This window comes from Pseudomonas sp. SYWMCR5, assembly GCF_057197165.1.
The window spans coordinates 177284-200796 of record NZ_JBXUNH010000004.1; the positions used below are offsets into that span (position 1 = coordinate 177284).

General features: G+C 64.3%; 18 protein-coding genes and 1 pseudogene. 14 read left to right on the forward strand and 5 right to left on the reverse strand.

The features are described 5' to 3' along the window. Entirely contained in the window at positions 1-855 is an 855-nt protein-coding gene (gene hexR, locus AC2CGW_RS13430; protein WP_200604055.1) for a DNA-binding transcriptional regulator HexR, read from the reverse strand. 210 nt (positions 856-1065) lie between these two features. On the opposite strand from hexR, the gene zwf reads away from it, so the two are divergent. The 3 genes from zwf to AC2CGW_RS13445 are packed head-to-tail and all read left to right on the forward strand — an operon-like array spanning position 1066 to position 3927. Next, positions 1066-2535 (forward strand): glucose-6-phosphate dehydrogenase, encoded by a 1470-nt coding sequence (zwf, locus tag AC2CGW_RS13435; protein ID WP_186667971.1) that lies wholly within the window; start codon positions 1066-1068, stop codon positions 2533-2535. Next, positions 2522-3235 (forward strand): 6-phosphogluconolactonase, encoded by a 714-nt coding sequence (pgl, locus tag AC2CGW_RS13440; protein WP_484574160.1) that lies wholly within the window; start codon positions 2522-2524, stop codon positions 3233-3235. Before zwf ends, pgl begins: the two co-directional genes overlap by 14 nt. 17 nt (positions 3236-3252) lie before the next feature. Beyond that, positions 3253-3927, forward strand: a complete 675-nt coding sequence (locus tag AC2CGW_RS13445; RefSeq protein WP_054895162.1) for a bifunctional 4-hydroxy-2-oxoglutarate aldolase/2-dehydro-3-deoxy-phosphogluconate aldolase — start codon at positions 3253-3255, stop codon at positions 3925-3927. Positions 3928-4073: 146 nt separating this feature from the next. Here AC2CGW_RS13445 and leuA read toward each other — a convergent pair whose 3' ends face one another. The 3 genes from leuA to xseA all read right to left on the reverse strand — a co-directional run bounded on the left by leuA (position 4074) and on the right by xseA (position 8344). Beyond that, a complete protein-coding gene (gene leuA / locus AC2CGW_RS13450; protein WP_186667975.1) occupies positions 4074-5747 on the reverse strand; it encodes a 2-isopropylmalate synthase in 1674 nt (557 codons plus the stop codon). A 386-nt stretch (positions 5748-6133) separates the two neighbouring features. After that, the gene (locus AC2CGW_RS13455) at positions 6134-6961 is read right to left on the reverse strand and encodes a M23 family metallopeptidase (RefSeq protein WP_186711603.1); all 828 of its coding nucleotides are present in this window, start codon (positions 6959-6961) and stop codon (positions 6134-6136) included. Between the two features lie 3 nt (positions 6962-6964). Then, a complete protein-coding gene (xseA, locus tag AC2CGW_RS13460) occupies positions 6965-8344 on the reverse strand; it encodes an exodeoxyribonuclease VII large subunit (RefSeq protein WP_186667979.1) in 1380 nt (459 codons plus the stop codon). 228 nt (positions 8345-8572) lie between these two features. Here xseA and AC2CGW_RS13465 point away from each other — a divergent pair, with 228 nt between their 5' ends. The 4 genes from AC2CGW_RS13465 to guaA all read left to right on the forward strand — a co-directional run bounded on the left by AC2CGW_RS13465 (position 8573) and on the right by guaA (position 13156). Continuing rightward, positions 8573-9328 (forward strand): sulfite exporter TauE/SafE family protein, encoded by a 756-nt coding sequence (locus AC2CGW_RS13465; RefSeq protein ID WP_484574161.1) that lies wholly within the window; start codon positions 8573-8575, stop codon positions 9326-9328. Positions 9329-9377: 49 nt separating this feature from the next. Next, a complete protein-coding gene (locus tag AC2CGW_RS13470; protein ID WP_054895166.1) occupies positions 9378-9929 on the forward strand; it encodes a hypothetical protein in 552 nt (183 codons plus the stop codon). Positions 9930-10030: 101 nt separating this feature from the next. Then, entirely contained in the window at positions 10031-11500 is a 1470-nt protein-coding gene (gene guaB, locus AC2CGW_RS13475; protein WP_054895167.1) for an IMP dehydrogenase, read from the forward strand. Positions 11501-11578: 78 nt separating this feature from the next. After that, entirely contained in the window at positions 11579-13156 is a 1578-nt protein-coding gene (gene guaA, locus AC2CGW_RS13480) for a glutamine-hydrolyzing GMP synthase (protein ID WP_426352500.1), read from the forward strand. Positions 13157-13189: 33 nt separating this feature from the next. On the opposite strand, the gene treR is transcribed toward guaA, so the two are convergent. Then, on the reverse strand, positions 13190-13894 hold the full coding sequence (gene treR, locus AC2CGW_RS13485; RefSeq protein ID WP_411383872.1) for a trehalose operon repressor: 705 nt from the start codon (positions 13892-13894) through the stop codon (positions 13190-13192). A gap of 219 nt (positions 13895-14113) precedes the next feature. Between treR and treP the strand changes: the two genes are divergently transcribed. The 7 genes and pseudogenes from treP (at position 14114) to AC2CGW_RS13520 (ending at position 23458) form a co-directional block, all read left to right on the forward strand. After that, positions 14114-15556 carry a PTS system trehalose-specific EIIBC component gene (treP, locus tag AC2CGW_RS13490; RefSeq protein ID WP_484574162.1) on the forward strand — a complete coding sequence of 481 codons (1443 nt, stop codon included), beginning with the start codon at positions 14114-14116 and terminating at the stop codon, positions 15554-15556. A 28-nt stretch (positions 15557-15584) separates the two neighbouring features. Further along, a complete protein-coding gene (gene treC, locus AC2CGW_RS13495; protein WP_484574163.1) occupies positions 15585-17231 on the forward strand; it encodes an alpha,alpha-phosphotrehalase in 1647 nt (548 codons plus the stop codon). A gap of 69 nt (positions 17232-17300) precedes the next feature. After that, a complete protein-coding gene (locus AC2CGW_RS13500; RefSeq protein WP_484574164.1) occupies positions 17301-18521 on the forward strand; it encodes a carbohydrate porin in 1221 nt (406 codons plus the stop codon). A 42-nt stretch (positions 18522-18563) separates the two neighbouring features. Next, entirely contained in the window at positions 18564-21095 is a 2532-nt protein-coding gene (gene ptsP / locus AC2CGW_RS13505; protein ID WP_484574165.1) for a phosphoenolpyruvate--protein phosphotransferase, read from the forward strand. 2 nt (positions 21096-21097) lie between these two features. Beyond that, the gene (locus tag AC2CGW_RS13510) at positions 21098-21379 is read left to right on the forward strand and encodes a PTS sugar transporter subunit IIB (RefSeq protein WP_186668777.1); all 282 of its coding nucleotides are present in this window, start codon (positions 21098-21100) and stop codon (positions 21377-21379) included. Between the two features lie 255 nt (positions 21380-21634). Beyond that, entirely contained in the window at positions 21635-22237 is a 603-nt protein-coding gene (locus tag AC2CGW_RS13515) for an alpha/beta fold hydrolase (protein ID WP_353886857.1), read from the forward strand. Positions 22238-22280: 43 nt separating this feature from the next. Beyond that, positions 22281-23458: pseudogene (locus AC2CGW_RS13520) on the forward strand (heavy metal sensor histidine kinase). The last annotated feature ends 55 nt before the right edge of the window (positions 23459-23513 follow it).

Below are 23513 nucleotides of genomic sequence, written 5' to 3' on the forward strand. Positions count from 1 at the left end.
TCAGCTGTCTTCGGCGGGGTAGCGGCTGGCGTTGAGGCTTTCCTTGATCTTGCGCAGGTGTGGCTGGAAATCCGAGCCGCGGCGCAGGGTCATGCCGGTGGCCAGCACATCGAGCACCGTCAACTGGATGATCCGCGAGGTCATCGGCATGTAGATGTCGGTGTCCTCCGGCAGCGGCAGGTGCAGGCTCATGCTGCAGGCCTTGGCCAGGGGCGAACCGGCGGCAGTGATACCCAGCACCGAGGCGCCGTTTTCCCTGGCCTGTTTCGCCACTTCGACCAGTTCGCGGGTGCGCCCGGTGTAGGAAATGATCACGAACAGATCGCCGGTGTGCGCGACCGATGCCAGCATGCGCTGCATCAGCACGTCGGGGTGTGCCGACACCGCCAGGTTGAAGCGGAAGAACTTGTGCTGGGCGTCCATGGCCACCGGCGCCGAGGCGCCCAGGCCGAAGAAATGGATCTGCCGGGCCTGGATCATCATGTCCACGGCGCGGCTGACCTGCTGCGGGTCGATCTGCTGGCAGGCGCTGTCGAGCGATGCGATGGCGCTGGCGAAGATCTTCTGGGTGTAGGCGGCAGGATCGTCGTCGGCTTCCACCGCGCGGCTTACGTAGGCCGCGCCGCTGGCCAGGCTCTGCGCCAGTTGCAGCTTGAGCTCGGGGTAGCCGCTGACGCCGAACGAGCGGCAGAAGCGGTTGACGGTCGGTTCGCTGACCTTGGCCGCCTGGGCCAGGGCGGCAATGCTGAAACGGGTGGCTTGCTGCGGGTTGAGGAGGATGACTTCGGCGACTTTGCGTTCGGCCTTGTTCAGCTCGTCGAGGCGTCCCTGGATCTGTTCCAGGAGGTTTCGCACACGGTCCATGGGATGTCCTTGGGTCGGAAAGACGGCCGGCTGAGGGAACAGTCGGCTTTTTGCACGGTTGTCTATCGTACTGATGGTGGGATTGTCATACCACTTGTCTGTAATCGCTGTACGAGATGTTGTTATTTTTACTACATCGCGCTTGAAAATTGTCATCGAAAACGGTATTTCTAGGCCAACTTTAATAAAAGAACCAACATCATGGTTGCTATCAGTGTAGAACCTTGCACATTCGCCCTCTTTGGCGCCCTTGGCGACCTGGCGTTGCGCAAGCTGTTTCCTGCCCTCTACGAGCTGGACCGCGCCGGCCTGCTGCATTCCGACACCCGGCTGCTGGCCCTGGCCCGCGAAGCTGGCACCCCCGAGCAGCACCTGGCGAACATCGAAGCCCAGTTGCGCCGCTTCGTGCCGGCTGCCGATATCGAACCCCAGGCCCTGCAACGGTTTCTCGACCGCCTGAGCTACCTGCACCTGGACTTTGTCCAGCCCGAAGGCTACCAGGCCCTGGCCGAGCAGGCCGGTGAAGGACAGCCACTGATCGCCTATTTCGCCACTGCGGCGGCGGTCTACGGGGCCATCTGCGAAAACCTCGACAAGGCCGGCCTGGCATCGCGCACCCGCGTCGTGCTGGAAAAACCCATCGGGCACGACCTGGAGTCGTCGCGTCGGGTCAATGACGCCGTGGCGCGCTTCTTCCCCGAAAGCCGGGTCTATCGCATCGACCACTACCTGGGCAAGGAAACGGTACAGAACCTGATCGCCTTGCGCTTTGCCAACAGCCTGTTCGAAACCCAGTGGAACCAGAACTCCATCTCCCACGTGGAGATCACCGTTGCCGAGAAAGTCGGCATCGAAGGGCGCTGGGGCTACTTCGACAAGGCCGGCCAACTGCGCGACATGATCCAGAACCACCTGCTGCAGCTGCTGTGCCTGATCGCCATGGACCCGCCCAGCGATTTGTCGGCCGACAGCATCCGCGACGAGAAGGTCAAGGTGCTCAAGGCGCTGGCGCCGATCACCGGCGAGGGGCTGAGCACCCGTGTGGTGCGCGGCCAGTACATCGCCGGCTACAGCGACGGCACGCCGGTGCCGGGCTACCTGGAAGAAGAGAACGCCAACGCCCAGAGCGACACCGAAACCTTCGTCGCCCTGCGCGCCGACATCCGCAACTGGCGTTGGTCGGGCGTGCCGTTCTATCTGCGTACCGGCAAGCGCATGCCGCAGAAGCTGTCGCAGATCGTCATCCACTTCAAGGAAACGCCGCACTATATCTTCGCCCCGGAGCAGCGTTTGCAGATCGGCAACAAGCTGATCATCCGTCTGCAGCCCGACGAAGGTATCTCGCTGCGGGTGATGACCAAGGAGCAGGGGCTGGACAAGGGCATGCAACTGCGCAGCGGCCCACTGCAACTGAATTTTTCCGACACCTGGCGCAGCGCGCGGATTCCGGATGCCTACGAGCGTTTGCTGCTCGAAGTGATGCGCGGCAACCAGAACCTGTTCGTGCGCAAGGACGAGATCGAGTACGCCTGGACCTGGTGCGACCAGTTGATCGCCGGCTGGAAGAACGCCGGTGACGCGCCCAAGCCTTATGCGGCCGGGTCCTGGGGGCCCATGAGCTCGATTGCACTGATTACACGCGATGGGAGAGCCTGGTATGGCGATATCTGAACTGCAACTGCCGGCGACCGCGAAGGTTCACGCGCTGACAGACGCCAAGCGCCTGGCCGCGACGCTGGCCGGCGATGTGGCCGAGCGCCTGCGCGCCGCCATCGCCAGCAAGGGTCAGGCCTGTGTGGTGCTGTCTGGCGGGCGTAGCCCGGTCCCGTTTCTCGAGCAACTGGCCCTGGAAAAACTCGACTGGTCGAAGGTGACCGTGTCGCTGGCCGACGAGCGCTGGGTGCCGGTCGAGCATGCCGACAGCAATGCCGGGCTGCTGGCCCGGCACCTGCTCAAGGGCGAGGCGGCCAAGGCGCGGTTCATGGGCCTGTACCAGCGCGCCGACAACCTCGACGCCGCGGCGCAACAGGCCGACCAGGTGCTTGCCGACCTGCCGCCGATCGACGTGCTGGTGTTGGGCATGGGCGACGACGGCCATACCGCATCGCTGTTCCCGGACAGCCCGAACCTGGTCGAGGGCCTCGATCCAGAGAGCGCGCGCCGCTGCCTGCCATTGCTGGCACCGAGCGTGCCGCACCAACGCCTGTCGATGACCCGCGCGCTGCTGTCGAGCGCTGCTTTCGTCGCACTGTCCGTGCAGGGGTCAAGCAAACTCGCTACCCTGCGCGCCGCTCTGGCTGGCGACGACCTCACGCAAATGCCCATTCGCGCCTTTCTTCACGACCCCCTGGACATCTACTGGTGCCCATGAGCCAAGGATCCACTGTCATGACCACGCTTGAACGTCCACAACCTCTGCTCTCGATGGCCGAGAAAGCCGCCCGGATCGATGAAATCTGCGGCAAGGCGCGCATCCTGCCGGTGATCACCATCGCCCGCGAGGAAGACATCCTGCCGTTGGCCGATGCCCTGGCAGCCGGTGGCATCCGTACCCTGGAGGTGACCCTGCGTTCGCAGCACGGTCTCAAGGCCATCCAGGTGCTGCGTGAGCAGCGTCCTGAACTGTGCATCGGTGCCGGCACCGTGCTCGATCCTGCGATGTTCGCGGCCGTGGAAGCGGCGGGGGCGCAGTTCGTGGTGACGCCGGGGATTACCCGCGAAGTGCTCGAGGCTGGTGTGCAGAGTGATATTCCGCTGCTGCCGGGCATCAGCACGCCGTCGGAAATCATGGCGGGCTACGCGCTGGGCTATCGTCGCTTCAAGCTGTTCCCCGCCGAGATCGTTGGCGGCGTGGCGGCGATCAAGGCCTACGGCGGCCCATTCGGCGATATCCGCTTCTGCCCGACCGGCGGGGTGAACCCGGCCAACGCGCGCAACTACATGGCATTGCCGAATGTGATGTGCGTAGGCGGGACCTGGATGCTGGATAGCAGCTGGATCAAGAACGGTGACTGGGCGCGGATCGAAGCCTGCAGCGCCGAGGCGATGGCGCTGCTGGACTGATACGAATTTCGTTGTGTGCTGTACGGCTTGTGGGGCGCTTGGTCGGCGCCCCTTTTTTTATGTGCAGGTTTTGCCTCCATCATGGCCCGCCATGAAATGAAAAAGCCCGCATCGACCGATGCGGGCTCTGTGTGCTGCGCGTGCCGTTACGCCGCCTTGGCGGCCTGCTGGCTCAGCGAGCGGTTCAATGCACTGAACAGCGCCTTGAAGCTTGCGGTGGTGATGTTCTCATCGATACCCACGCCATGCACCGGACGACCGCCGGCCACGCGCAATTCGATGTAGGCCGCGGCCTTGGCATTGGTGCCGGCACCGATGGCGTGCTCGTTGTAGTCCATGATCTCGACTGCAATCGGCAGCCCGGCTACCAGGGCTTCGAGGGCGCCGTTGCCCTTGCCGCGCCAGTGCAGGGTGGTCTCGCCTTCACCGGCGACTTCCACTTCCACGGCACTGTTGCCGTTCTCTTCCTGCAGGCGATGGCTGACCAGTGCATAAGGGGCGTTGGCCTGCAGGTACTCTTTGTGCAACAGGCTGTAGATCTGTTGGGCGGTCATTTCCAGGCCGAGACGGTCGGTCTCGCCCTGGACCACCTGGCTGAATTCGATCTGCATGCGGCGCGGCAGGCTGATGCCGTATTCCTGTTCGAGCAGGTAGGTGATACCGCCCTTGCCGGACTGGCTGTTGACGCGGATGACCGCCTCGTAGCTGCGGCCGATGTCGGCCGGGTCGATCGGCAGGTACGGCACTTCCCACAGCTCGCCGTCCTGCTGCTTGGCGAAGCCCTTGCGGATGGCGTCCTGGTGCGAGCCGGAGAAGGCGGTATGCACCAGATCACCGACATACGGATGACGTGGGTGCACCGGCAACTGGTTGCACTCTTCGACGACCTTGCGCACGCCGTCGATGTCGGAGAAGTCCAGTTGTGGGTCGATACCCTGGGTGTAGAGGTTCAGCGCGAGCGTGACCAGGTCGACGTTGCCGGTACGCTCGCCGTTGCCGAACAGGCAGCCTTCGGCGCGGTCGGCGCCAGCCATCAGGCCCAGCTCGGTGGCGGCGATGCCGGTGCCGCGGTCGTTGTGGGTGTGCAGGCTGATGATCACGCTGTCGCGGCGGCTGACGTTGCGGCAGAACCATTCGATCTGGTCGGCGTAGACGTTTGGCGTGGCGACTTCCACGGTGGCCGGCAGGTTGAGAATGATCTTGTGCTCGGGGGTCGGATTCCACACCTCGATCACCGCGTCGCACACTTCCTTGGCGAACTCCAGCTCCGTGGCGCTGAAGGTTTCCGGCGAGTACTGGAAGGTCCAGTGCGTTTCCGGCTGCTGGGCGGCGTACTTGACGAACAGCTTGGCTGCGTTCACCGCGATGTCCTTCACGCCTTGCTTGTCCTGGTTGAAGACGATGCGGCGGAACGCCGGGCATGTGGCGTTGTACAGGTGGACGATGGCCTTCTTCGCGCCACGCAGGGACTCGAAGGTGCGGGCGATCAAGTCTTCACGGGCCTGGGTCAGTACCTGGATGGTGGTGTCGTCCGGGATGTGGCCGTCTTCGATCAGGGTGCGTACGAAGTCGAAGTCAGTCTGCGAGGCAGACGGGAACGACGCCTCGATCTCTTTCACGCCAACCTGCACCAGGGTTTTCCAGAAACGCAGCTTCTTCTCGGCGTCCATCGGCTCGATCAGCGACTGGTTCCCGTCACGCAGGTCGGAGCTGCACCAGATCGGCGCCTGGGTGATGGCCTTCGACGGCCAGGTACGGTCTGGCAGGTCGATGGTCGGGAAGGCGCGGTATTTCTTCGACGGGTCTTTGAGCATGGTCATTTGGAGCAATCCTTTAATGTGCGGCCTGATCGGGCCTGCCAAGCGATAACGAGATGAAGAGGCGAGGCGACGCGGTTCACCCAGGTAGTCGTGCACTGACCAGGCAAAGGCTGCGGTGTTGGCGGAGCAGAATGAGGGTGATCGAGGTTTTCATGCCCTCAACCCTAACCAGTGGGAGTGGGAGATGGCAAGTGTTCAAAAAAAATTGAGAGGAATGCTTAAAAAAAGCTTATGGGTGAGATTTTATGGCTGTCGTTTGATTGTTATTGATTTTTTATTGTGCCGAGGTTTGTTGCTGCGCAAGGTGATGCGACTGCGGCGCGGCCATCGCGGGACAAGCCCGCTCCCACAGGAAATCCCCGGTGTGAGCGGGCTTGTCACCGATCTCAGGGCTGGAACGCTCCGATGAAGATCGCCGGGTCCACTCGAGCATCGTTCAGGCTGACGTTCCAGTGCATGTGCGGCCCGGTTGCCCGGCCCGTGGAGCCGACCTTGCCGACCACGTCGCCGCGGCGCAGCACCTGCCCCGGTTGCACATCGACCTTGGACATGTGGCAGAACATGCTGATGAAGCCCTGGCCATGGTCGACGAACACCGTGCGGCCATTGAAGAAGTAGTCGCCAACCAGGATCACCTTGCCGTTGGCCGGGGTCTTGATCGGGGTGCCGGCGGGCACGGCGAAGTCCAGCCCGGCGTGGGGGTTGCGCTCCTCGCCATTGAAGAAGCGGCGCACGCCGAACTTGCTCGACAGGGGGCCGTTGACCGGTTTGTCGAGGATCAGGTTGCTCGGCATGCCCGGGCTGAAGCTGCGGTATGCCTTGACCTGCTCGGCCAGCTCGCGGTCGATGCGCTTGAGGTCATCCGGCTCGGGATTGACCTGGCGCTTGTTCTTCAGCGTGATGTGCTGCTCGGGGTATTTCTTGCTGCCCACGCTGAAGGGCAGGGAGCGTGCGCCCTGAGTGAGGGTGGCTGTGCCGGGTTTCTGCGTCAGCGGGATACCGACGATGGCCAGCCAGGTGTCCTGTTCCTTGACCACCAGCACCGGCTTGCCGTCGAAGCGCGCGCTCGGTGCACTGGCGGCGGGGCCGAGGTCGACCACCGCTACGCCACCGGGGACTGGCTTGTTGAGGGTGCGGGTGATGTAGCTGGCCTGGGCCGTGCTGGCCAGCAGCAGGGCGCAGAGTGCGAGCAGGGGGGCAAGCAGACGGGGCATGTGTCAGTCCAGTAGAGAGAGGGTGACCGGAGTCTGGTGGTTGTCTTCGACCCGGACCTGCAGATCGCCTTCGTTCAGGCGCGCGGTCAGGCGCTGGCCGTTGCGGGTCTGGGCAGCGCTGCGGATGGCCTGGCCGCGTTCGTCGAGCAGGATGCTGTAGCCGCGGGCCAGGGTGGCCAGCGGGCTGACCACCTGCAGCGTCTGCAATTGCGCCTGGAAGCGCTGGCGGCGGTCCTTGAGCGTTTCGCGCATGGCCCGCGGCAGGCGCTCGGCGAGGCTGTCCAGGCGCTGTCCGAGCAGCTTGAGGGTGCGCCCGGGATGCTGCGCGGCCAGGCGCGTGTCGAGGCGGCCCAGGCGTTGCTGGCGCTGGCTCATGTCGAGCATGAAGGCGCGGCGCAAGCGCATGTCCAGGTCATCCAGGCGCTGGGCCTGCTGGCGCAGGCGTTCGCCGGGGTGACGCAGGCGACGGGCCAGGCCTTCCAGGCGCAGGCGATCGTGGCTCAGGCGGTGCTGCATGCGCAGTAACAGGCGCCGTTGCAGGCTGTCGAGGCGTTGCTGCAGGCCGCTGTTGTCAGGTGCGAGCAATTCGGCGGCCGCCGAAGGGGTCGGGGCGCGCACGTCGGCGACGAAGTCGCTGATCGACACGTCGGTCTCATGGCCCACCGCACTGACGATGGGGGTCACGCAGGCGGCGATGGCACGTGCGACGGCTTCTTCGTTGAAGCACCAGAGGTCTTCCAGCGAGCCGCCGCCACGGGCCAGGATCAGTGCATCGAAACCAAGGCTGTCGGCCAGTTGCAAGGCGCGGACGATCTGGCCGATGGCTTCGCGTCCTTGTACTGCCGTGGGGACCAGGTTCAGCTCGACTTGCGGTGCACGGCGGGCAAAGACGCTGATGATGTCGCGGATCACCGCGCCGCTTGGCGAGGTGACGATGCCGATGCGGCGCGGGTGAGCCGGCAGCGGCTGCTTGCGTTCGGCACTGAACAGCCCTTCGTTGCCGAGCTTTTCCTTCAGCGCCTCGAAGGCCAGGCGCAAGGCGCCGTCACCGGCGGGCTCGACGGTATCGACGATCAACTGGTAATCGCCGCGCCCCTCGAACAGCGAGACCTTACCGCGTACCTTGACCGCCAGGCCGTCACGCAGGGCCTGGCGGACCCTGGCAGCGTTCTGCCGGAACAATGCACAGCGGATCTGGGCACCGCTGTCCTTGAGGGTGAAGTACAGGTGGCCGGAGGCCGGGCGGGCGAGGTTGGATATCTCGCCTTCCACCCAGACACTGCGGAACACGTCTTCGAGCAGCACACGGGCGCGGCCGTTGAGCTGGCTGACGGTGAGGACCTCGCGGTCCAGGCCGAGTCGTTCGAAAGGGTCTCTGATCATGGCGGGCATGATAAGGGGGAGGGTGGGGGGGGTATCAAGGGGCAGAGGGGGTTGGGCGCAGATAGCATCTGGGCGGTCTGTGGCCTGGCTTGGGATTTTCGGGGATCTTGAGATCGAGCGCCGCAGAATCCAAGCCAGGCCCCTTGAACCCCCTCACACCTCTCGAGCCCCCGCCAATTCCTGTAAGCTCCAGCCCACCCCCAAAGGACTGCCTCAGGACCCGGCACGATGCTCGAACTTCTCCCCGCCACCCCACTGGAATGGCTCCCGATCCTGCTGGCCATCGCCGCCGCCTACGTCGTCTTCGGCATCGCCGGCTTCGGCACCGCGCTGGTAGCCGGCCCGGTGCTGATCCACTTCATGCCGTTGTCGCGGATCATCCCCCTGCTGGTGCTGCTGGACTTCGTCGCCGCCTTCGGCAACCTGCTGCCCTCGCGCCGCGATGTGGTTCGCGGCGAACTGCTGCGTTTGCTGCCGTGCATGGCAGTGGGCTGTACCCTGGGCGTGCTGTTCCTGTTGCACCTGAAATCCGACCTGCTGCTGTTGCTGATGGGCCTGTTCGTCACCGCCTATGCCATCTACAGCCTGGCGGTGAAGGTCCGGCCGGCCAGGCTGTCGGGCCTGTGGGCGGTGCCGATGGGCACGGTGGGCGGGCTGTTCGGTGCGCTGTTCGGCAGCGGTGGCTTCCTCTATGCGATCTACCTGAGCGCCCGGCTGGAGGTGAAGGAGCAGGTACGCGCCACCCAGAGCGCGCTGATCAGTTGCAGCACCCTGGTGCGCCTGTCGCTGTTCCTGATTGCCGGGGTCTATGCCGACGCCAGCCTGTTGATGCTGGCAGCCTGCTTGCTGCCTGTGATGTTCGCAGGGCTCTGGGTCGGCAGGCGCCTGAGCCTGAAACTGTCCCGCGAAGCCTTCGTGCGGCTGGTCACCTGGCTGGTGCTGGCCAGCGGGGTGGCGCTGATCGGTCGCTACCTGAGCGGCTGAGCAGGGCGTAGACTTACGCGATTACCGCAGTCTCAGGCCCGTCCCGTTCATGAACACCCAGAGCATCATCGTCCCCAAGCAGTCCACCGTTCCGGTTCACGAGGCCCGCGCACGGGCGATCCTGCGCTGGCTGGTGCGCGAGAAGATCGTCGAGGAGCAACTGAGCACCTGCGGGCGCACCGGCAATCGCATGGGCCACGCCCTGGCCCAAGGCGCGCGCAAGGTGGCGCTGCATCCCGAGAAACTGCCCTTCGGCGAGCCAGTCAACGGCCTGGAGGTGATGCTCAAGCGCTGCATCTATACCCCCACCGACGGTTTTCGCGAGGAAGCGGGATGCCCTGAGTGTCGGCGTGAGGTGGGCGAGCCGCTGTTCGAAAGTCTGGAAGAGTGGATGCCCGGAGTCAGTGACAACTTCACCTGCCCGCTGTGCGGCTTCGAGGATGACATCAACGGCTTTCTGTATCTGCAACCCTGTGCCTTTTCCAACCTGGGGTTCATCTTCAACAACTGGGGCGAGGCCGGGTTTACCCAGGCGTTCCTCGACAGTTTCGCCGACTGGCTGGATCAGCCGGTCGCCGTGGTGCAGGTGAAGGTGGCCTGAGCGGCAGGAACTGGACCGAAGGCCCCTTTTTTGCATTGAGCGGCGCGCCATGGATGAGTATAATGGCGCGCTTCCATTTTTCCCGCCCGGGAGCCCCCGCGATGCTGCGTATCAGCCAAGAAGCCCTGACCTTCGACGATATCCTCCTTGTACCTGGTTACTCCGAGGTACTGCCCAATGAAGTCAGTCTCAAGACCCGTTTGACCCGTGGCATCGAGCTGAACATTCCACTGGTTTCCGCCGCCATGGATACCGTGACCGAAGCGCGCCTGGCCATCGCCATGGCTCAGGAAGGCGGCATCGGCATCATCCACAAGAACATGACCATCGAACAGCAGGCCGGCGAAGTGCGCAAGGTCAAGAAGTTCGAGGCTGGCGTGGTCAAGGATCCGATCACCATCGATGCCGACGCCACCGTACGCGACCTGTTCGACCTGACTCGCCTGAACAACATCTCTGGTGTTCCGGTGCTGGAGAACGGTGACCTGGTCGGTATCGTCACCTCCCGCGACGTGCGTTTCGAGACGCGTCTGGAAGCCAAGGTACGCGACGTGATGACCCCCAAGGAGCGTCTGGTCACCGTCCGCGAAGGCGCCGACAAGAACGAAGTCCGCGAGCTGCTGCACAAGCACCGCCTGGAAAAAGTCCTGATCGTCGACGACAAGTTCGCCCTCAAGGGCATGATGACCGTCAAGGACATCGAAAAAGCCAAGGCCTACCCACTGGCCAGCAAGGACGACCAGGGTCGCCTGCGCGTCGGCGCTGCAGTCGGGACCGGCAAGGACACAGGAGAGCGTGTCGCGGCACTGGTTGCCGCTGGCGTCGACGTGGTGGTGGTCGACACCGCACACGGCCACTCCAAAGGCGTGATCGACCGCGTTCGCTGGGTCAAGGAGAACTACCCGCAGGTGCAGGTGATCGGCGGCAACATCGCCACCGGTGCCGCCGCCAAGGCCCTGGCCGAAGCCGGCGCCGATGCGGTCAAGGTTGGCATCGGCCCGGGCTCGATCTGCACCACCCGTATCGTCGCCGGTGTCGGCGTGCCGCAGATCAGCGCCATCGCCAACGTCGCCGCAGCACTGGAAGGCACGGGTGTGCCACTGATCGCCGACGGCGGTATCCGTTTCTCCGGTGACCTCTCCAAAGCCATCGTCGCTGGCGCCTCGTGCGTGATGATGGGCTCGATGTTCGCCGGTACCGAAGAAGCCCCGGGTGAAGTCGAGCTGTTCCAGGGCCGTTCGTACAAGGCATACCGTGGCATGGGCTCGCTGGGTGCCATGGCACAGGCGCAGGGTTCTTCGGACCGTTACTTCCAGGACTCCTCGGCCGGTGCCGAGAAGCTGGTTCCGGAAGGTATCGAAGGCCGCGTCCCTTACAAGGGTGCCCTGGCTGCGATCATCCACCAGCTGATGGGCGGGCTGCGTTCCTCCATGGGCTACACCGGCAGCGCGACCATCGAAGAGATGCGCACCAAGCCGGAGTTCGTGCGCATCACCGGTGCCGGCATGGCCGAGTCCCACGTGCACGACGTGCAGATCACCAAGGAAGCCCCTAACTACCGCGTAGGCTGAGGCTTCAGCAACAACCGAGAGCGGGGCTGTCACGAACAGCCCCGCGTCGTTTCCGATTTCCACTGACGAGATTGAGTCATGGCCCTCGACATTCACGCTCACCGAATCCTGATCCTCGATTTCGGTTCCCAGTACACCCAGCTGATCGCCCGCCGCGTGCGCGAGATCGGTGTCTACTGCGAACTGCACCCGTTCGACATGGACGATGAAGCGATCCGCGCCTTCAACCCGCGCGGCATCATCCTGGCCGGTGGCCCCGAGTCGGTCCACGAAGCCAACAGCCCGCGTGCACCGCAGGCGGTGTTCGACCTGAACGTACCGCTGCTGGGCATCTGCTACGGCATGCAGACCATGGCCGAGCAACTGGGCGGCAAGGTCGAAGGTTCCGACCTGCGCGAGTTCGGCTACGCCCGCGTCGACGTGGTCGGCAAGAGCCGCCTGCTCGACGGCATCGAAGATCATGTCGACGCTGACGGCGTACTGGGCCTGGACGTGTGGATGAGCCACGGCGACAAGGTCACCCAGATGCCGGGCGACTTCCACGTGCTGGCCAGCACCCCGAGCTGCCCGATCGCCGGCATGTTCGACGATGCCCGCGGCTACTACGGCGTGCAGTTCCACCCGGAAGTGACCCACACCAAGCAGGGTGGTCGCATCCTCTCGCGCTTCATCCAGGACATCTGCGGCTGCGAAGCCCTGTGGACCCCATCCAACATCGTCGAAGACGCCATCGCCCAGGTGCGTGAGCAAGTCGGTTCGGCCAACGTCCTGCTGGGCCTGTCTGGCGGCGTCGACAGCTCGGTGGTTGCCGCGCTGCTGCACCGCGCCATCGGCGACCAGCTGACCTGCGTATTCGTCGACAACGGCCTGCTGCGCCTGCACGAAGGCGACCAGGTGATGGCCATGTTCAAGGAGAACATGGGCGTCAAGGTGATCCGTGCCGATGCGGAGCAGCAGTTCCTCGACAACCTGGCCGGTGAGGCCGACCCGGAGAAGAAGCGCAAGATCATCGGCCGTACCTTCATCGACGTGTTCGATGCCGAAGCCAGCAAACTGGAAAACATCCAGTTCCTCGCCCAGGGCACCATCTATCCCGACGTGATCGAGTCGGCTGGCGCCAAGAGCGGCAAGGCCCACGTGATCAAGTCGCACCACAACGTCGGTGGCCTGCCGGAGGAAATGAACCTCAAGCTGGTCGAGCCGCTGCGTGAACTGTTCAAGGACGAAGTGCGCAAGATCGGCCTGGAACTGGGCCTGCCGTACGACATGGTCTACCGCCACCCATTCCCGGGCCCAGGCCTGGGCGTGCGCATCCTCGGTGAAGTGAAGAAAGAGTACGCCGACATCCTGCGCCGTGCCGACCACATCTTCATCGAAGAACTGCGCAAGGCCGACTGGTACCACAAGACCAGCCAGGCATTCGTGGTGTTCCAGCCGGTGAAATCGGTCGGTGTGGTCGGCGATGGCCGTCGCTACGCCTGGGTCGTCGCGCTGCGCGCCGTCGAGACCGTGGACTTCATGACCGCACGCTGGGCGCACCTGCCGTACGAGCTGCTGGAGACTGTCAGCGGCCGTATCATCAACGAGATCGACGGTATCTCGCGGGTGACCTACGACGTGTCGAGCAAGCCGCCGGCGACGATCGAGTGGGAATGATGTGAAGAGGGCGCCGCAAAGGCGCCCTTTTTGTTACCGCCGCGCAATATCCGAGAAGTAGAACTTGTCCAGCGTATGCCGCGACTCGGTGTACTCGAATTGCCGCCCATCCTGCAGGAACGTCTGGTTGCTCACCACGATCACGTGACTCTGCCCGTCCAGGTCGAGCAGGGCCTTGTCGTCCTTGCTGCGCGGCTGCGCCTCGATGGTGCGGCGGGCGTAGCTGATCTGCAGTTGCAGGGTCTGCTCGATGTAGGCGTAGATCGACTGCCCGGCAATCGCCTGGTCCAGCCCCGGGATCAGGTCGGCGACGAAATGGTTGATGTCCAGGATCACACGTTTGCCATCAATGCGCCGCACCCGCTTGATACGAGTGATGAGGCTGCCGGGTTCGGCTTCGATGTGCTGCAGCAGGGCACCTTCGAGCGGCAACTGACTGAACTCCACCACTTCGGTGCCGACATCGTCGCCCAGATCCAGGTGTGTCTCGTGAAAACTGACGATGCCGCCGAGCTGGAACTCGATCGGGTTGGGTGAGAGCACGAACGTGCCCTTGCCGTGGATCTTCTGCGCGAAGCCGCGCTCCTGCAGTTGCTCGATGGCCCGGCGGACGGTGCCGCGGCTGGCCTGGTAGGCGTCCATCAACTCGGTTTCCGAGGGCAGGCGGGTGCCGCGCTCAAGGCGTTCGGTGGTGATGCTGGCAAGCAGATCGCTGTAGATCTGGTTGTATTTGCTCATGAGATGGCTCTGTGCCGCGTCCGCGTTCAAGCCAGGAACCTTAAGGGGGCCGGGGCCGTTTTGTCCATGGCCGAGGTGTCGTTGTGCCCGGTTGAAAATGACATTTTACAACTCGTACAGACGAGTTGTTGCTTTAACTCGTCTGTACGAGTACTTTTGCTCTCGGCGTGCTGCCACAGAACTCTGCATAACAAGAATTCCAAGAATGGAAGAACAAGCATGAGCCACGATTACCCGCAGATTGCCCGCGACCTTCTCGAGAGCCTCGGGGGCCGCGACAACCTCGAACAAGCTGCCCATTGCGTGACCCGCCTGCGTCTGGCGGTGAAGGACACGGCCCAGGTCGACCGCGCCGCGCTCGCCCGCATCGACCTGGTCAAGGGCTCGTTCTTTACTGGCGGGCTGTTCCAGATCGTCATCGGGCCCGGCGAAGTGGAGCGGGTCTATGCCGCGCTGCGCCAGGAAACCGGGATGGCGGCCTCGACCATCGCCGACGTGAAGAAAACCGGTGGCGACAAGGCCAACGCCATGCAACGCCTGGTTCGGGTGTTCTCCGATGTGTTCATGCCGATTCTGCCGGCGCTGATCATTGCCGGCCTGCTGATGGGCGTGAACAACCTGATGGGCGCCAAGGGCATGTTCATCGAGGGCAAGACGCTGCTGGAGGCGTACCCCAATCTCGACGGGCTGTGGAGCCTGATCAACCTGATGGCCAACACCTCGTTCGTGTTCCTCCCGGCGCTGGTTGGCTGGTCGGCGGCCAAGCGCTTCGGCGGCAGCGAGATCCTCGGCATCGTGCTGGGCCTGATGCTGGTCCACCCCGACCTGCTAAACGCCTGGAACTACGGCAAGGCCGTCGCCGGTCTCGACGGCCAGAGCCTGCCGTACTTCGATATTTTCGGTTGGTTCCAGATCGAGAAGGTCGGCTACCAGGGGCAGATCCTGCCGATTCTGATGGCCGCCTACGTAATGAGCGTGATCGAGAAATGGCTGCGCGCCCGGGTGCCGAATGCCATCCAGCTGCTGGTGGTGCCGATCACTACCATCGTCGTCACCGGCGTGCTGGCGCTGGCGGTCATCGGCCCGGTCACCCGCCACCTGGGCATCCTCATCACCGAGGGCGTGGTGACCTTGTTCGACCTGGCGCCCATGGTCGGTGGGGCAATCTTCGGCATGCTCTATGCGCCACTGGTGATCACCGGGATGCACCACATGTTCCTGGCCGTGGACCTGCAACTGATCTCGACCCAGGGTGGCACCTTCATCTGGCCGATGATCGTCATGTCCAACCTGGCCCAGGGCAGCGCTGCGCTCGGGGTGTTCTACATGAGCCGCAACGCACGGGACAAGAGCATGGCCTCGACCTCGGCGATCTCGGCCTATTTCGGCATCACCGAGCCTGCCATGTTCGGCGTCAACCTGCGCTTCAAGTTTCCTTTCTACGCCGCCCTGCTGGGCTCGGCCCTGGGCAGCATCGTGCTGTCGCTGAACAAGGTGCAGGCCTCGGCCATTGGGGTGGGCGGGTTGCCGGGCTTCATCTCGATCATTCCGCAGTACATCCCGACCTTCGTCCTCGGCATGTTCGTGGCCATTGTCGTGCCCTTCGTCCTGACCTGCGCGCTGAGCGTGAAGATCGTCCGCCCAGGCTATCGCGTCGCCTGACCCTGCAACCGTCGTCGAGGAATCCACCATGCAAGACTGGCAACACCAGGTGATCTACCAGATCTACCCGAAAAGCTTCCACAGCCATGGGGGTAACGCCACCGGTGACCTGCTTGGCGTGGTCGACAAGCTCGACTACCTGCAGTGGCTGGGGGTCGAGTGCCTGTGGCTGACACCCTTCCTGCGCTCGCCCCAGCGCGACAACGGCTATGACATCAGTGACTACTACGCCATCGACCCCAGCTACGGCAGCATGGACGATTGCGACCTGCTGATCCGCGAGGCCGGCAAGCGCGGCATCAAGCTGATGCTCGACATCGTGGTCAACCACACCTCGATCGAGCACGCCTGGTTCCAGCAGGCACGCAGCAGCCTCGACAACCCTTACCGCGATTTCTACATCTGGCGCGACCAGCCGAACAACTGGGAATCCAAGTTCGGCGGTTCGGCCTGGGAATACGAAGCGCAGACCGGCCAGTACTACCTGCACCTGTTCGACCACACCCAGGCCGACCTCAACTGGGACAACCCCAAGGTCCGCGCCGAGGTGTACAAGCTGATGCGCTTCTGGCGCGACAAGGGCGTGGGCGGCTTCCGCCTGGATGTGATCAACCTGATCTCCAAGCCCGCCGACTTCCCCGAAGACCACAGCGATGGCCGACGTTTCTATACCGACGGCCCGAACGTGCACGACTACCTCCAGGAAATGCACCGCGAAGTCTTCGAAGGCCACGACCTGATCAACGTCGGCGAGATGTCCTCGACCACCCTGGAGCACTGCGTGCGTTATTCCAGCCCGGCGTCGAAGGAGTTGTCGATGACCTTCAACTTCCATCACCTGAAGGTGGACTATCCCAACCTGCAGAAGTGGGTGAAGGCCGACTTCGACTTTCTGCAGCTCAAGCGGATCCTCTCCGACTGGCAGGTGGGCATGCAGGCCGGCGGCGGCTGGAACGCCTTGTTCTGGTGCAACCACGACCAGCCGCGGGTGGTCTCGCGTTTCGGCCACGACGGCGAATACCGCGTGGTGTCGGCGAAGATGCTCGCCAACGCGCTGCATTTCCTTCAGGGCACGCCCTTTATCTACCAGGGCGAAGAGCTGGGCATGACCAATCCGGGCTTCGAGCACATCGACCAGTACCGCGATGTCGAGACGCTGAATATCTTCCGCCTCAAGCGCGATGCCGGGGTTTCACAAGCCGACAGCATGGCGGCGATCATGCAGAAGTCGCGCGACAACGGCCGTACGCCGATGCAGTGGACTGCCGGGGCGCACGCCGGTTTCAGCAGCGCCGAGCCATGGATCGGTGTTGCAGCCAATGCCGCGCAGATCAACGTCGAGCAGCAGTTGGACGATCCCGACTCGGTGCTGCACCACTACCGCGCGCTGATCGCCCTGCGCCGTCGTGAGCCGCTGATCCAGGACGGGGTGTACCGCCTGTTGCTGGACGACCACCCGCACGTCTGGGCCTACCTGCGCGAGGGCCAGGGCGAGCGCCTGCTGGTGCTCAACAACTTCTACGCCGCCCCCTGCCATGTCCGCCTGCCGGACGGGCTGATGCTCGATGACACCGAGCAGCGGGTGCTGATCAGCAATTACCCCGACTGCCCGCAGCGTACCGCCAGCATTGCTTTGCGGCCCTACGAATCGTTCGTGCTGCACCTGAAGGCCTGAGCCTTTGCAATACCCCCGTCCGGGAGTGCGGGGGGCTGGAACACCATAATAAAAATACCGGAGTGCTTCATGAGAACAACAATAAAGCTCGGCCTCGTCGCGTCCTGTTTCTGTGTTCCCGTTGCCGCCCAGGCCCTGGAGTTTGCCGGCTACCTGCGCAGCGGCGCCGGCACCTCCACCGGCAGTGGTCCGCAGCAGTGCTTCCAGTTGCCGGGTGCGCCTTCGAAGTACCGCCTGGGCAACGAGTGCGAGCAGTACGCCGAGCTGGAATTGCGCCAGGACCTGCTGACTTTCGACGACGGTTCGGTGCTGAGCGTCGATGCCATGGCCTCGCTGTACAACAAGTACGACCGCTCGCTGCAGTTCCAGGGCGACGACCACGGCAGCGCGCGCATGCCGCAGATGTATGCGCAGTGGTCGAACCTGCCCAGCCTCAATGGGGGTTCGATCTGGGCCGGGCGGCGCTACTACAAGCGCAACGACATCCACATTTCCGACTTCTACTACTGGAACCAGAGCGCCACGGGCGGCGGGATCGAGGATGTGAAGATCGGCGACCTCAGGTACAGCTACGCGATCTCGCGCAAGGACAACCTGTACCAGAAGGAATACGCCACCCGCCACGACTTCAACGTCGCCGGCTTCGACACCAACAAGAATGGCGAGCTGGAACTGGGCCTGAGCTACATCGACAAGGCCGGAGGTCGCGACACCCATACTGGCTGGGCGGTGACCGCGCAGCACGTGCAGAAACCCTTCCTCGGTGGCCGCAACAAGTTCGCCCTGCAGTACGGCGAAGGGCCGGGCACCGGCCTTGGCTACACCGGCAATACCGCACTGGACGACAGTAGCAAGAGCTACCGGGTGGTGGAGTTCTTCGACTGGCAGGTGACGCCGCGCTTCGGTGGCCAGGTCGAGGCCGTCTACCAGAAGGATATCCGCCCTGGCAGCCAGGATCAGACCTGGATGTCGCTGGGCGTGCGCCCGGCCTATGCCATCAGCGAACAGTTCAAGCTGGTGGCCGAGCTGGGGCATGATCAGATCGATGCCAGCGGCGGTACCCGCAAGCTCAGCAAGTTCACCTTCGCCCCGACCTGGTCGCCCAAGGGCCCCGAGTTCTGGGCGCGCCCGGAAATCCGCCTGTACTACACCTACGCCACCTGGAACGAGGCGGCCAAGCGCGCAGCCAACGAACTGGCGGCGGGTTCCGCCTTGTCCGATACCGGCTCGTACGGCACCGCGCGCCATGGCGCCAACGTCGGTGTGCAGATCGAGTACTGGTGGAAGTAGACCGCTCCGATGACTTTCAAGAACACGACAGCAGGTGACGTCATGACCTCATCCCAACCGCTGGAACTGCTGGCTCCCCTGTCCGGGGTGCTGCTTGCCCTGGACAAGGTGCCCGATCCTGCCTTCTCCAGCCGCCTGGTCGGCGATGGCCTGTGCCTCGATCCGACTTCCTCGGTGCTCTGTGCGCCGCTCGCCGGCACGGTCAGCAATATCCAGGACAGCGGCCATGCCGTCAGCATCACCGATGACCAGGGCGTGCAGGTGCTGTTGCATGTCGGCCTGGACACCGTGAACCTGGCGGGTAAGGGCTTCACCCGCCTGGTCGTGGAAGGCCAGCGGGTCGAGGCAGGGCAACCACTGATCGAGTTCGATGCCGACTATATCGCCCTGCATGCGCGCAGCTTGCTGACGCTGATGCTGGTGGTCAGTGGCGAGCCGTTCACCGTGCTGGCCGACGACGGCAGCCTGGTGCAACAGGCGCAGCCGGTGTTGCGTGTGGCCCTGCAGGCGGGTGAACAGCAGGCGCAAGAGGAGGAGGGTGAGGCACTGTTCACCCGGCCACTCATGCTGCCCAATGCCAACGGCCTGCATGCGCGTCCGGCGGCGGTGCTGGCCCAGGCGGCCAAGGGTTTCAAGGCGAGCATTTGCCTGCACAAGGGCGTCGAGAGCGCCAATGCCAAGTCGCTGGTGGCGATCATGGCGCTGCAGACCTCGCAGGGGGATGCCGTGCAGGTCAGTGCGGCAGGCGAGGATGCCGAAGCAGCGCTCGCCGCATTGACCGCACTGTTGCTGGAAGGTTGTGGCGAGGTGGTGAGCGTTGTTGACGAGGGGCAGCCAGTGGTGGCGGACAACGAACTGGAAACCCTGTTGCGTGGCGTCTGCGCCTCGCCCGGCTCGGCGTTTGGGCAGGTGGTCCAGGTTGTCGAGCCTGAGCTGTCGATCAGCGAATCGGGTGTCGGGCAGGCGCTGGAGCGCGCCGCGCTCGACCGCGCCCTGCAAGAGGCCGATCTGGCACTGCAGGCGATGCAAGCCAAGGCGGGCAGCGCGGCCCAGGCCGAGATCTTCCGGGCCCACCAGGAACTGCTGGAAGACCCGACCCTGCTTGAGCAGGCCCATCAGTTACTGGCCGAGGGCAAGAGCGCCGCGTTCGCCTGGAACCGCGCCACGCAGGCAACCGGTGCGCTGTTCCAGGGGCTGGGCAGTGCCTTGCTCGCCGAGCGAGCCGCCGACCTCACGGATGTCGGACAGCGGGTGCTGAAGTTGATTCTCGGCGTGGCGGACAACGCCTGGACCCTGCCCGAGCAGGCGATCCTGGTGGCCGAGCAGTTGACCCCGTCGCAGACCGCGAGCCTCGACCCCGACAAGGTGCTGGGCTTCGTCACCGTTGGTGGTGGTGCGACCAGCCATGTGGCGATCCTCGCTCGGGCCCTGGGGCTGCCGGCGATCTGTGGCGTGCCAGCGAGTGTACTGGCGCTGGCCGATGGGACTCAGGTGCTGCTCGACGCCGACAAGGGTGAGCTGCACTTGAGCCCGGACCCTGCGGCCATCGAGCGTCAGCGTATCGATCGCCAGCAACAGGGCCTGCGGCGCGCCCAGGACCTGCAGCAGGCACAGGCGCCTGCGATCACCCGTGATGGGCATCGGATCGAGGTGACGGCCAACGTCGCCTCGCAGCAGGAGACACAACAATCGGTGGAGCTGGGCGGCGAAGGCGTCGGCCTGCTGCGTTCGGAGTTTCTCTACCTGGACCGCAACCGTGCGCCCAGCCCGCAGGAGCAGGCCGATACCTACAGCGCGATCGCCCAGGCATTGGGCCCGGAGCGCAACCTGGTGGTGCGCACCCTGGATGTCGGCGGCGACAAGCCGCTGGCCTATGTGCCGATGGCGGCCGAACAGAACCCCTTCCTCGGTCTGCGCGGTATCCGCCTGTGCCTGGAGCGCCCGCAACTGTTGCGCGAGCAGTTTCGCGCCATCCTCGCCAGTGCAGGCCAGGCTCGCCTGCATATCATGCTGCCGATGGTCAGCCTGCTCTCGGAGTTGCGCCAGGCCCGCAAGATCCTGCAGGAGGAAGCGCATGCCCTCGGCCTGGCGAACCTGCCCAAGCTGGGAATCATGATCGAGGTGCCGTCGGCGGCGCTGATGGCCGATGTGTTTGCGCCTGAGGTGGATTTCTTCTCCATCGGCACCAATGACCTGACCCAGTACACCCTGGCCATGGACCGCGACCATCCGCGCCTGGCCGGCCAGGCCGACAGTTTCCACCCGGCGGTGCTGCGCCTGATCGCGACCACGGTCAAGGCGGCCCATGCCCATGGTAAGTGGGTCGGGGTGTGCGGCGCGCTGGCGTCGGAGTCGCTGGCCGTGCCGGTGCTGCTGGGATTGGGGGTGGATGAGTTGTCGGTCAGTGTGCCGCTGATTCCGACCATCAAGGCCCGGGTGCGCGAGATGGACCTGCAGGATTGTCAGCAACTGGCTCGCCAGGTGCTGGGGCTGGAGGAGGCCGATCAGGTGCGCGAAGCCCTGCGCGGCTATCAGGCACGTGACGTCGAAACCTCATTGGCCGTGGAGGGCTGAGCATGTTCGAGAAATTGCAGCGGGCATTCTGGAAGGCGCTGACGCCGGACCTGATTGCCGAGGAGCCCGCGCCGGCGGCGGTCGGTGAGCTGTTGCCAGACGTGCTGGCGGCATTGGGTGGGGCGGGGAATCTCAAGTCGCAGCAGCGCGTCGCGTTGACCCGCGTGCGCGTGCAGTTGCTGGACCCGGCGCGGCTGGACGAGGGCGCGCTGAAGGCGGCCGGGGTGCCCGGGGTCATGGTGCTGGCGGGTGGGGTTGTGCACCTGCTGGTGGGGGTTGTGTAGCCTGTTCTGGCCCTATCGCGGGACCAGCCCGCTCCCACAGGCGCAAGATCATGGTGCCTCTGAACTGCCCCCAAAGGTTGGATTGGTGTCCAACTTCTTGGGGGCAGTCCATTCTGTGGGAGCGGGCTGGTCCCGCGATGACGCCCGAACAGGCACGCCCAGCTCCGTCATTCTTTTGTAATGACCGGGTCATGCCCCGGTTTCCCCTGGCTTCGTACAGTGAGCTCACTCCCGTACGCACCCAGAGGAACACCCATGAAACTCCGCTCGCTCGTCCTTGCCCTGTCACTCGCCGGCGCTGCTTTCGGCGCCACCTCTACCTGGGCCGCCGATACCGCGCCGCAGGAAGTGAAGAACATCGTGCTGGTTCACGGCCTGTTCGCCGATGCGTCCAGCTGGTCCAAGGTGATTCCGTTGCTGCAAGCCAAAGGCCTGCACGTGACCGCAGTCCAGAACCCGACCACCTCGCTCGACGACGACGTCGCGGCCGTCAATCGGGCGCTCGCCCAGCAGGACGGCCCGGTGATCCTGGTCGGTCACTCCTACGGGGGCATGGTCATCAGCCAGGCCGGTGATGCCGAAAAGGTCAAAGGCCTGGTCTACATCGCCGCCCGTGCCCCGGAAGCGGGCGAAGACTACCCTGCATTGACCAAGCGCTTCCCGGCAGCGCCGGCTGGGGCTGGCCTGCAGTGGTCGGCGGACGGTTACGGCATGCTCAGCGAAAATGCCTTCGTCAACGACTTCGCCGGCGACCTGCGCCTGGATCTCGGCAAGCACCGCTGCGAACGCGCAGGCATTCGCATCGACCTGACCAGCAAGGAGTTCAAAAAGTCGACGAACCCTTTGCGGTGCGCCTGATCCATACCGTGCACGGCGTTGGCTATCGCTGCGAGCTCGAGGCATGAGGCGCCTGTCGCTGACCGTGCGCCTGGCGGTATTGCTGGCAACCTTTTCCTTCGTCGCCCTGGCTCTGCTGGGCGGCGCACTGTATGTCGCACTCGGGCAACAACTGGCGCTGCGTGACGACGGCGCGCTGCTGACCCGCGTCGAGCAGATCCGTACCTTGCTGCGTGACATGGATGCCCGAGAACTGGTGCGTGACAAGCCGCAGCTGTTTGCCAACATGCTGGGCAATACCGAATCCTTGCTGGTTATCCGGTCGGTCGCCGGGGCGCCACTGCTGGAGGTCAACCCAGGGCGCCGCGAAGTGCCGCAGGTCACGCCTCTGCCCGCCGCGGCATGTCGCCACTGCGCCGGTTGGCGCGCCAGACGGCAACCATTGGCGTCGGCACCTTGTCGCAGCGGCTGCAGCGCGACGATGCACCCGCCGAGCTGGATGCCCTGATCGAGCAGTTCAATGCCATGCTCGCGCGGCTCGAACGCGGTTTCGAGCAGCTCAAGCAGGTCAGTGCCGACATGGCCCACGACCTGCGTACACCCATCAACAACCTGCTGGGCCAGACTGAGGTCGGCCTTGGTCAGGTGCGTGAACCGCATTACTACCAGCACCTGCTGGGCTCGCACTTCGAAGAGTTGCAACGGCTGTCACGAATGATCGACAACATGCTGTTCCTGGCCCGCGCCGAACATGCCGACCACCCCATCGATCGCACCGGGCTGGAATTGGCCCAGGAGTTGGGGCGTCTGTGCGATTACTTCGAAGACCTCGCCTGCGAGCGCGACGTGCGGCTGGTATGGCATGGCGAAGGCACGGTCTGGGCCGACGCCGCGTTGCTGCGCCGGGCACTGGCCAACCTGCTGGCCAATGCGGTGCGCTTTGCCGAGCAGGGCAGTGTCATCGAGGTGACCGCCGGTGAGCAGGGCGATGAGGTGTTGATCCAGGTGCGTAACCGTGGGCAGGCAATTGCGCCTGAGCACCTTGAAAGCGTGTTCGAACGTTTCTACAGGGTCGATGCCTCGCGTCAGCATTCGTCACAGTCCAGTGGGCTGGGCCTGTCGATCGTGCGGTCGATCATGCAATTGCACCAGGGGCACTGCTGGGCCGAAAGCAGCGAGGGTTCGACCTGTTTCACCCTCGCGTTCCCGCGTGTCAGCCACGATAGGCCACCCAGCCCTTGAAGGACAGCGCGCAATAGACCATCTCGATACCGCTGAAGCGGGCCTGGTGCAGCAG

Excerpts from the sequence above, each read along its gene's own strand:
- guaA (WP_426352500.1), top strand. The coding sequence starts at position 11,579 with ATGGCCCTCGACATTCACGCTCACCGAATCCTGATCCTCGATTTCGGT.
- AC2CGW_RS13500 (WP_484574164.1), top strand. The coding sequence starts at position 17,301 with ATGAGAACAACAATAAAGCTCGGCCTCGTCGCGTCCTGTTTCTGTGTT.
- pgl (WP_484574160.1), top strand. The coding sequence starts at position 2,522 with ATGGCGATATCTGAACTGCAACTGCCGGCGACCGCGAAGGTTCACGCG.
- leuA (WP_186667975.1), bottom strand. The coding sequence starts at position 5,747 with ATGACCATGCTCAAAGACCCGTCGAAGAAATACCGCGCCTTCCCGACC.
- AC2CGW_RS13470 (WP_054895166.1), top strand. The coding sequence starts at position 9,378 with ATGAACACCCAGAGCATCATCGTCCCCAAGCAGTCCACCGTTCCGGTT.
- xseA (WP_186667979.1), bottom strand. The coding sequence starts at position 8,344 with ATGATCAGAGACCCTTTCGAACGACTCGGCCTGGACCGCGAGGTCCTC.
- AC2CGW_RS13515 (WP_353886857.1), top strand. The coding sequence starts at position 21,635 with ATGAAACTCCGCTCGCTCGTCCTTGCCCTGTCACTCGCCGGCGCTGCT.
- ptsP (WP_484574165.1), top strand. The coding sequence starts at position 18,564 with ATGACCTCATCCCAACCGCTGGAACTGCTGGCTCCCCTGTCCGGGGTG.
- treR (WP_411383872.1), bottom strand. The coding sequence starts at position 13,894 with ATGAGCAAATACAACCAGATCTACAGCGATCTGCTTGCCAGCATCACC.
- treC (WP_484574163.1), top strand. The coding sequence starts at position 15,585 with ATGCAAGACTGGCAACACCAGGTGATCTACCAGATCTACCCGAAAAGC.
- AC2CGW_RS13455 (WP_186711603.1), bottom strand. The coding sequence starts at position 6,961 with ATGCCCCGTCTGCTTGCCCCCCTGCTCGCACTCTGCGCCCTGCTGCTG.
- treP (WP_484574162.1), top strand. The coding sequence starts at position 14,114 with ATGAGCCACGATTACCCGCAGATTGCCCGCGACCTTCTCGAGAGCCTC.
- guaB (WP_054895167.1), top strand. The coding sequence starts at position 10,031 with ATGCTGCGTATCAGCCAAGAAGCCCTGACCTTCGACGATATCCTCCTT.
- zwf (WP_186667971.1), top strand. The coding sequence starts at position 1,066 with ATGGTTGCTATCAGTGTAGAACCTTGCACATTCGCCCTCTTTGGCGCC.
- AC2CGW_RS13445 (WP_054895162.1), top strand. The coding sequence starts at position 3,253 with ATGACCACGCTTGAACGTCCACAACCTCTGCTCTCGATGGCCGAGAAA.
- AC2CGW_RS13465 (WP_484574161.1), top strand. The coding sequence starts at position 8,573 with ATGCTCGAACTTCTCCCCGCCACCCCACTGGAATGGCTCCCGATCCTG.
- AC2CGW_RS13510 (WP_186668777.1), top strand. The coding sequence starts at position 21,098 with ATGTTCGAGAAATTGCAGCGGGCATTCTGGAAGGCGCTGACGCCGGAC.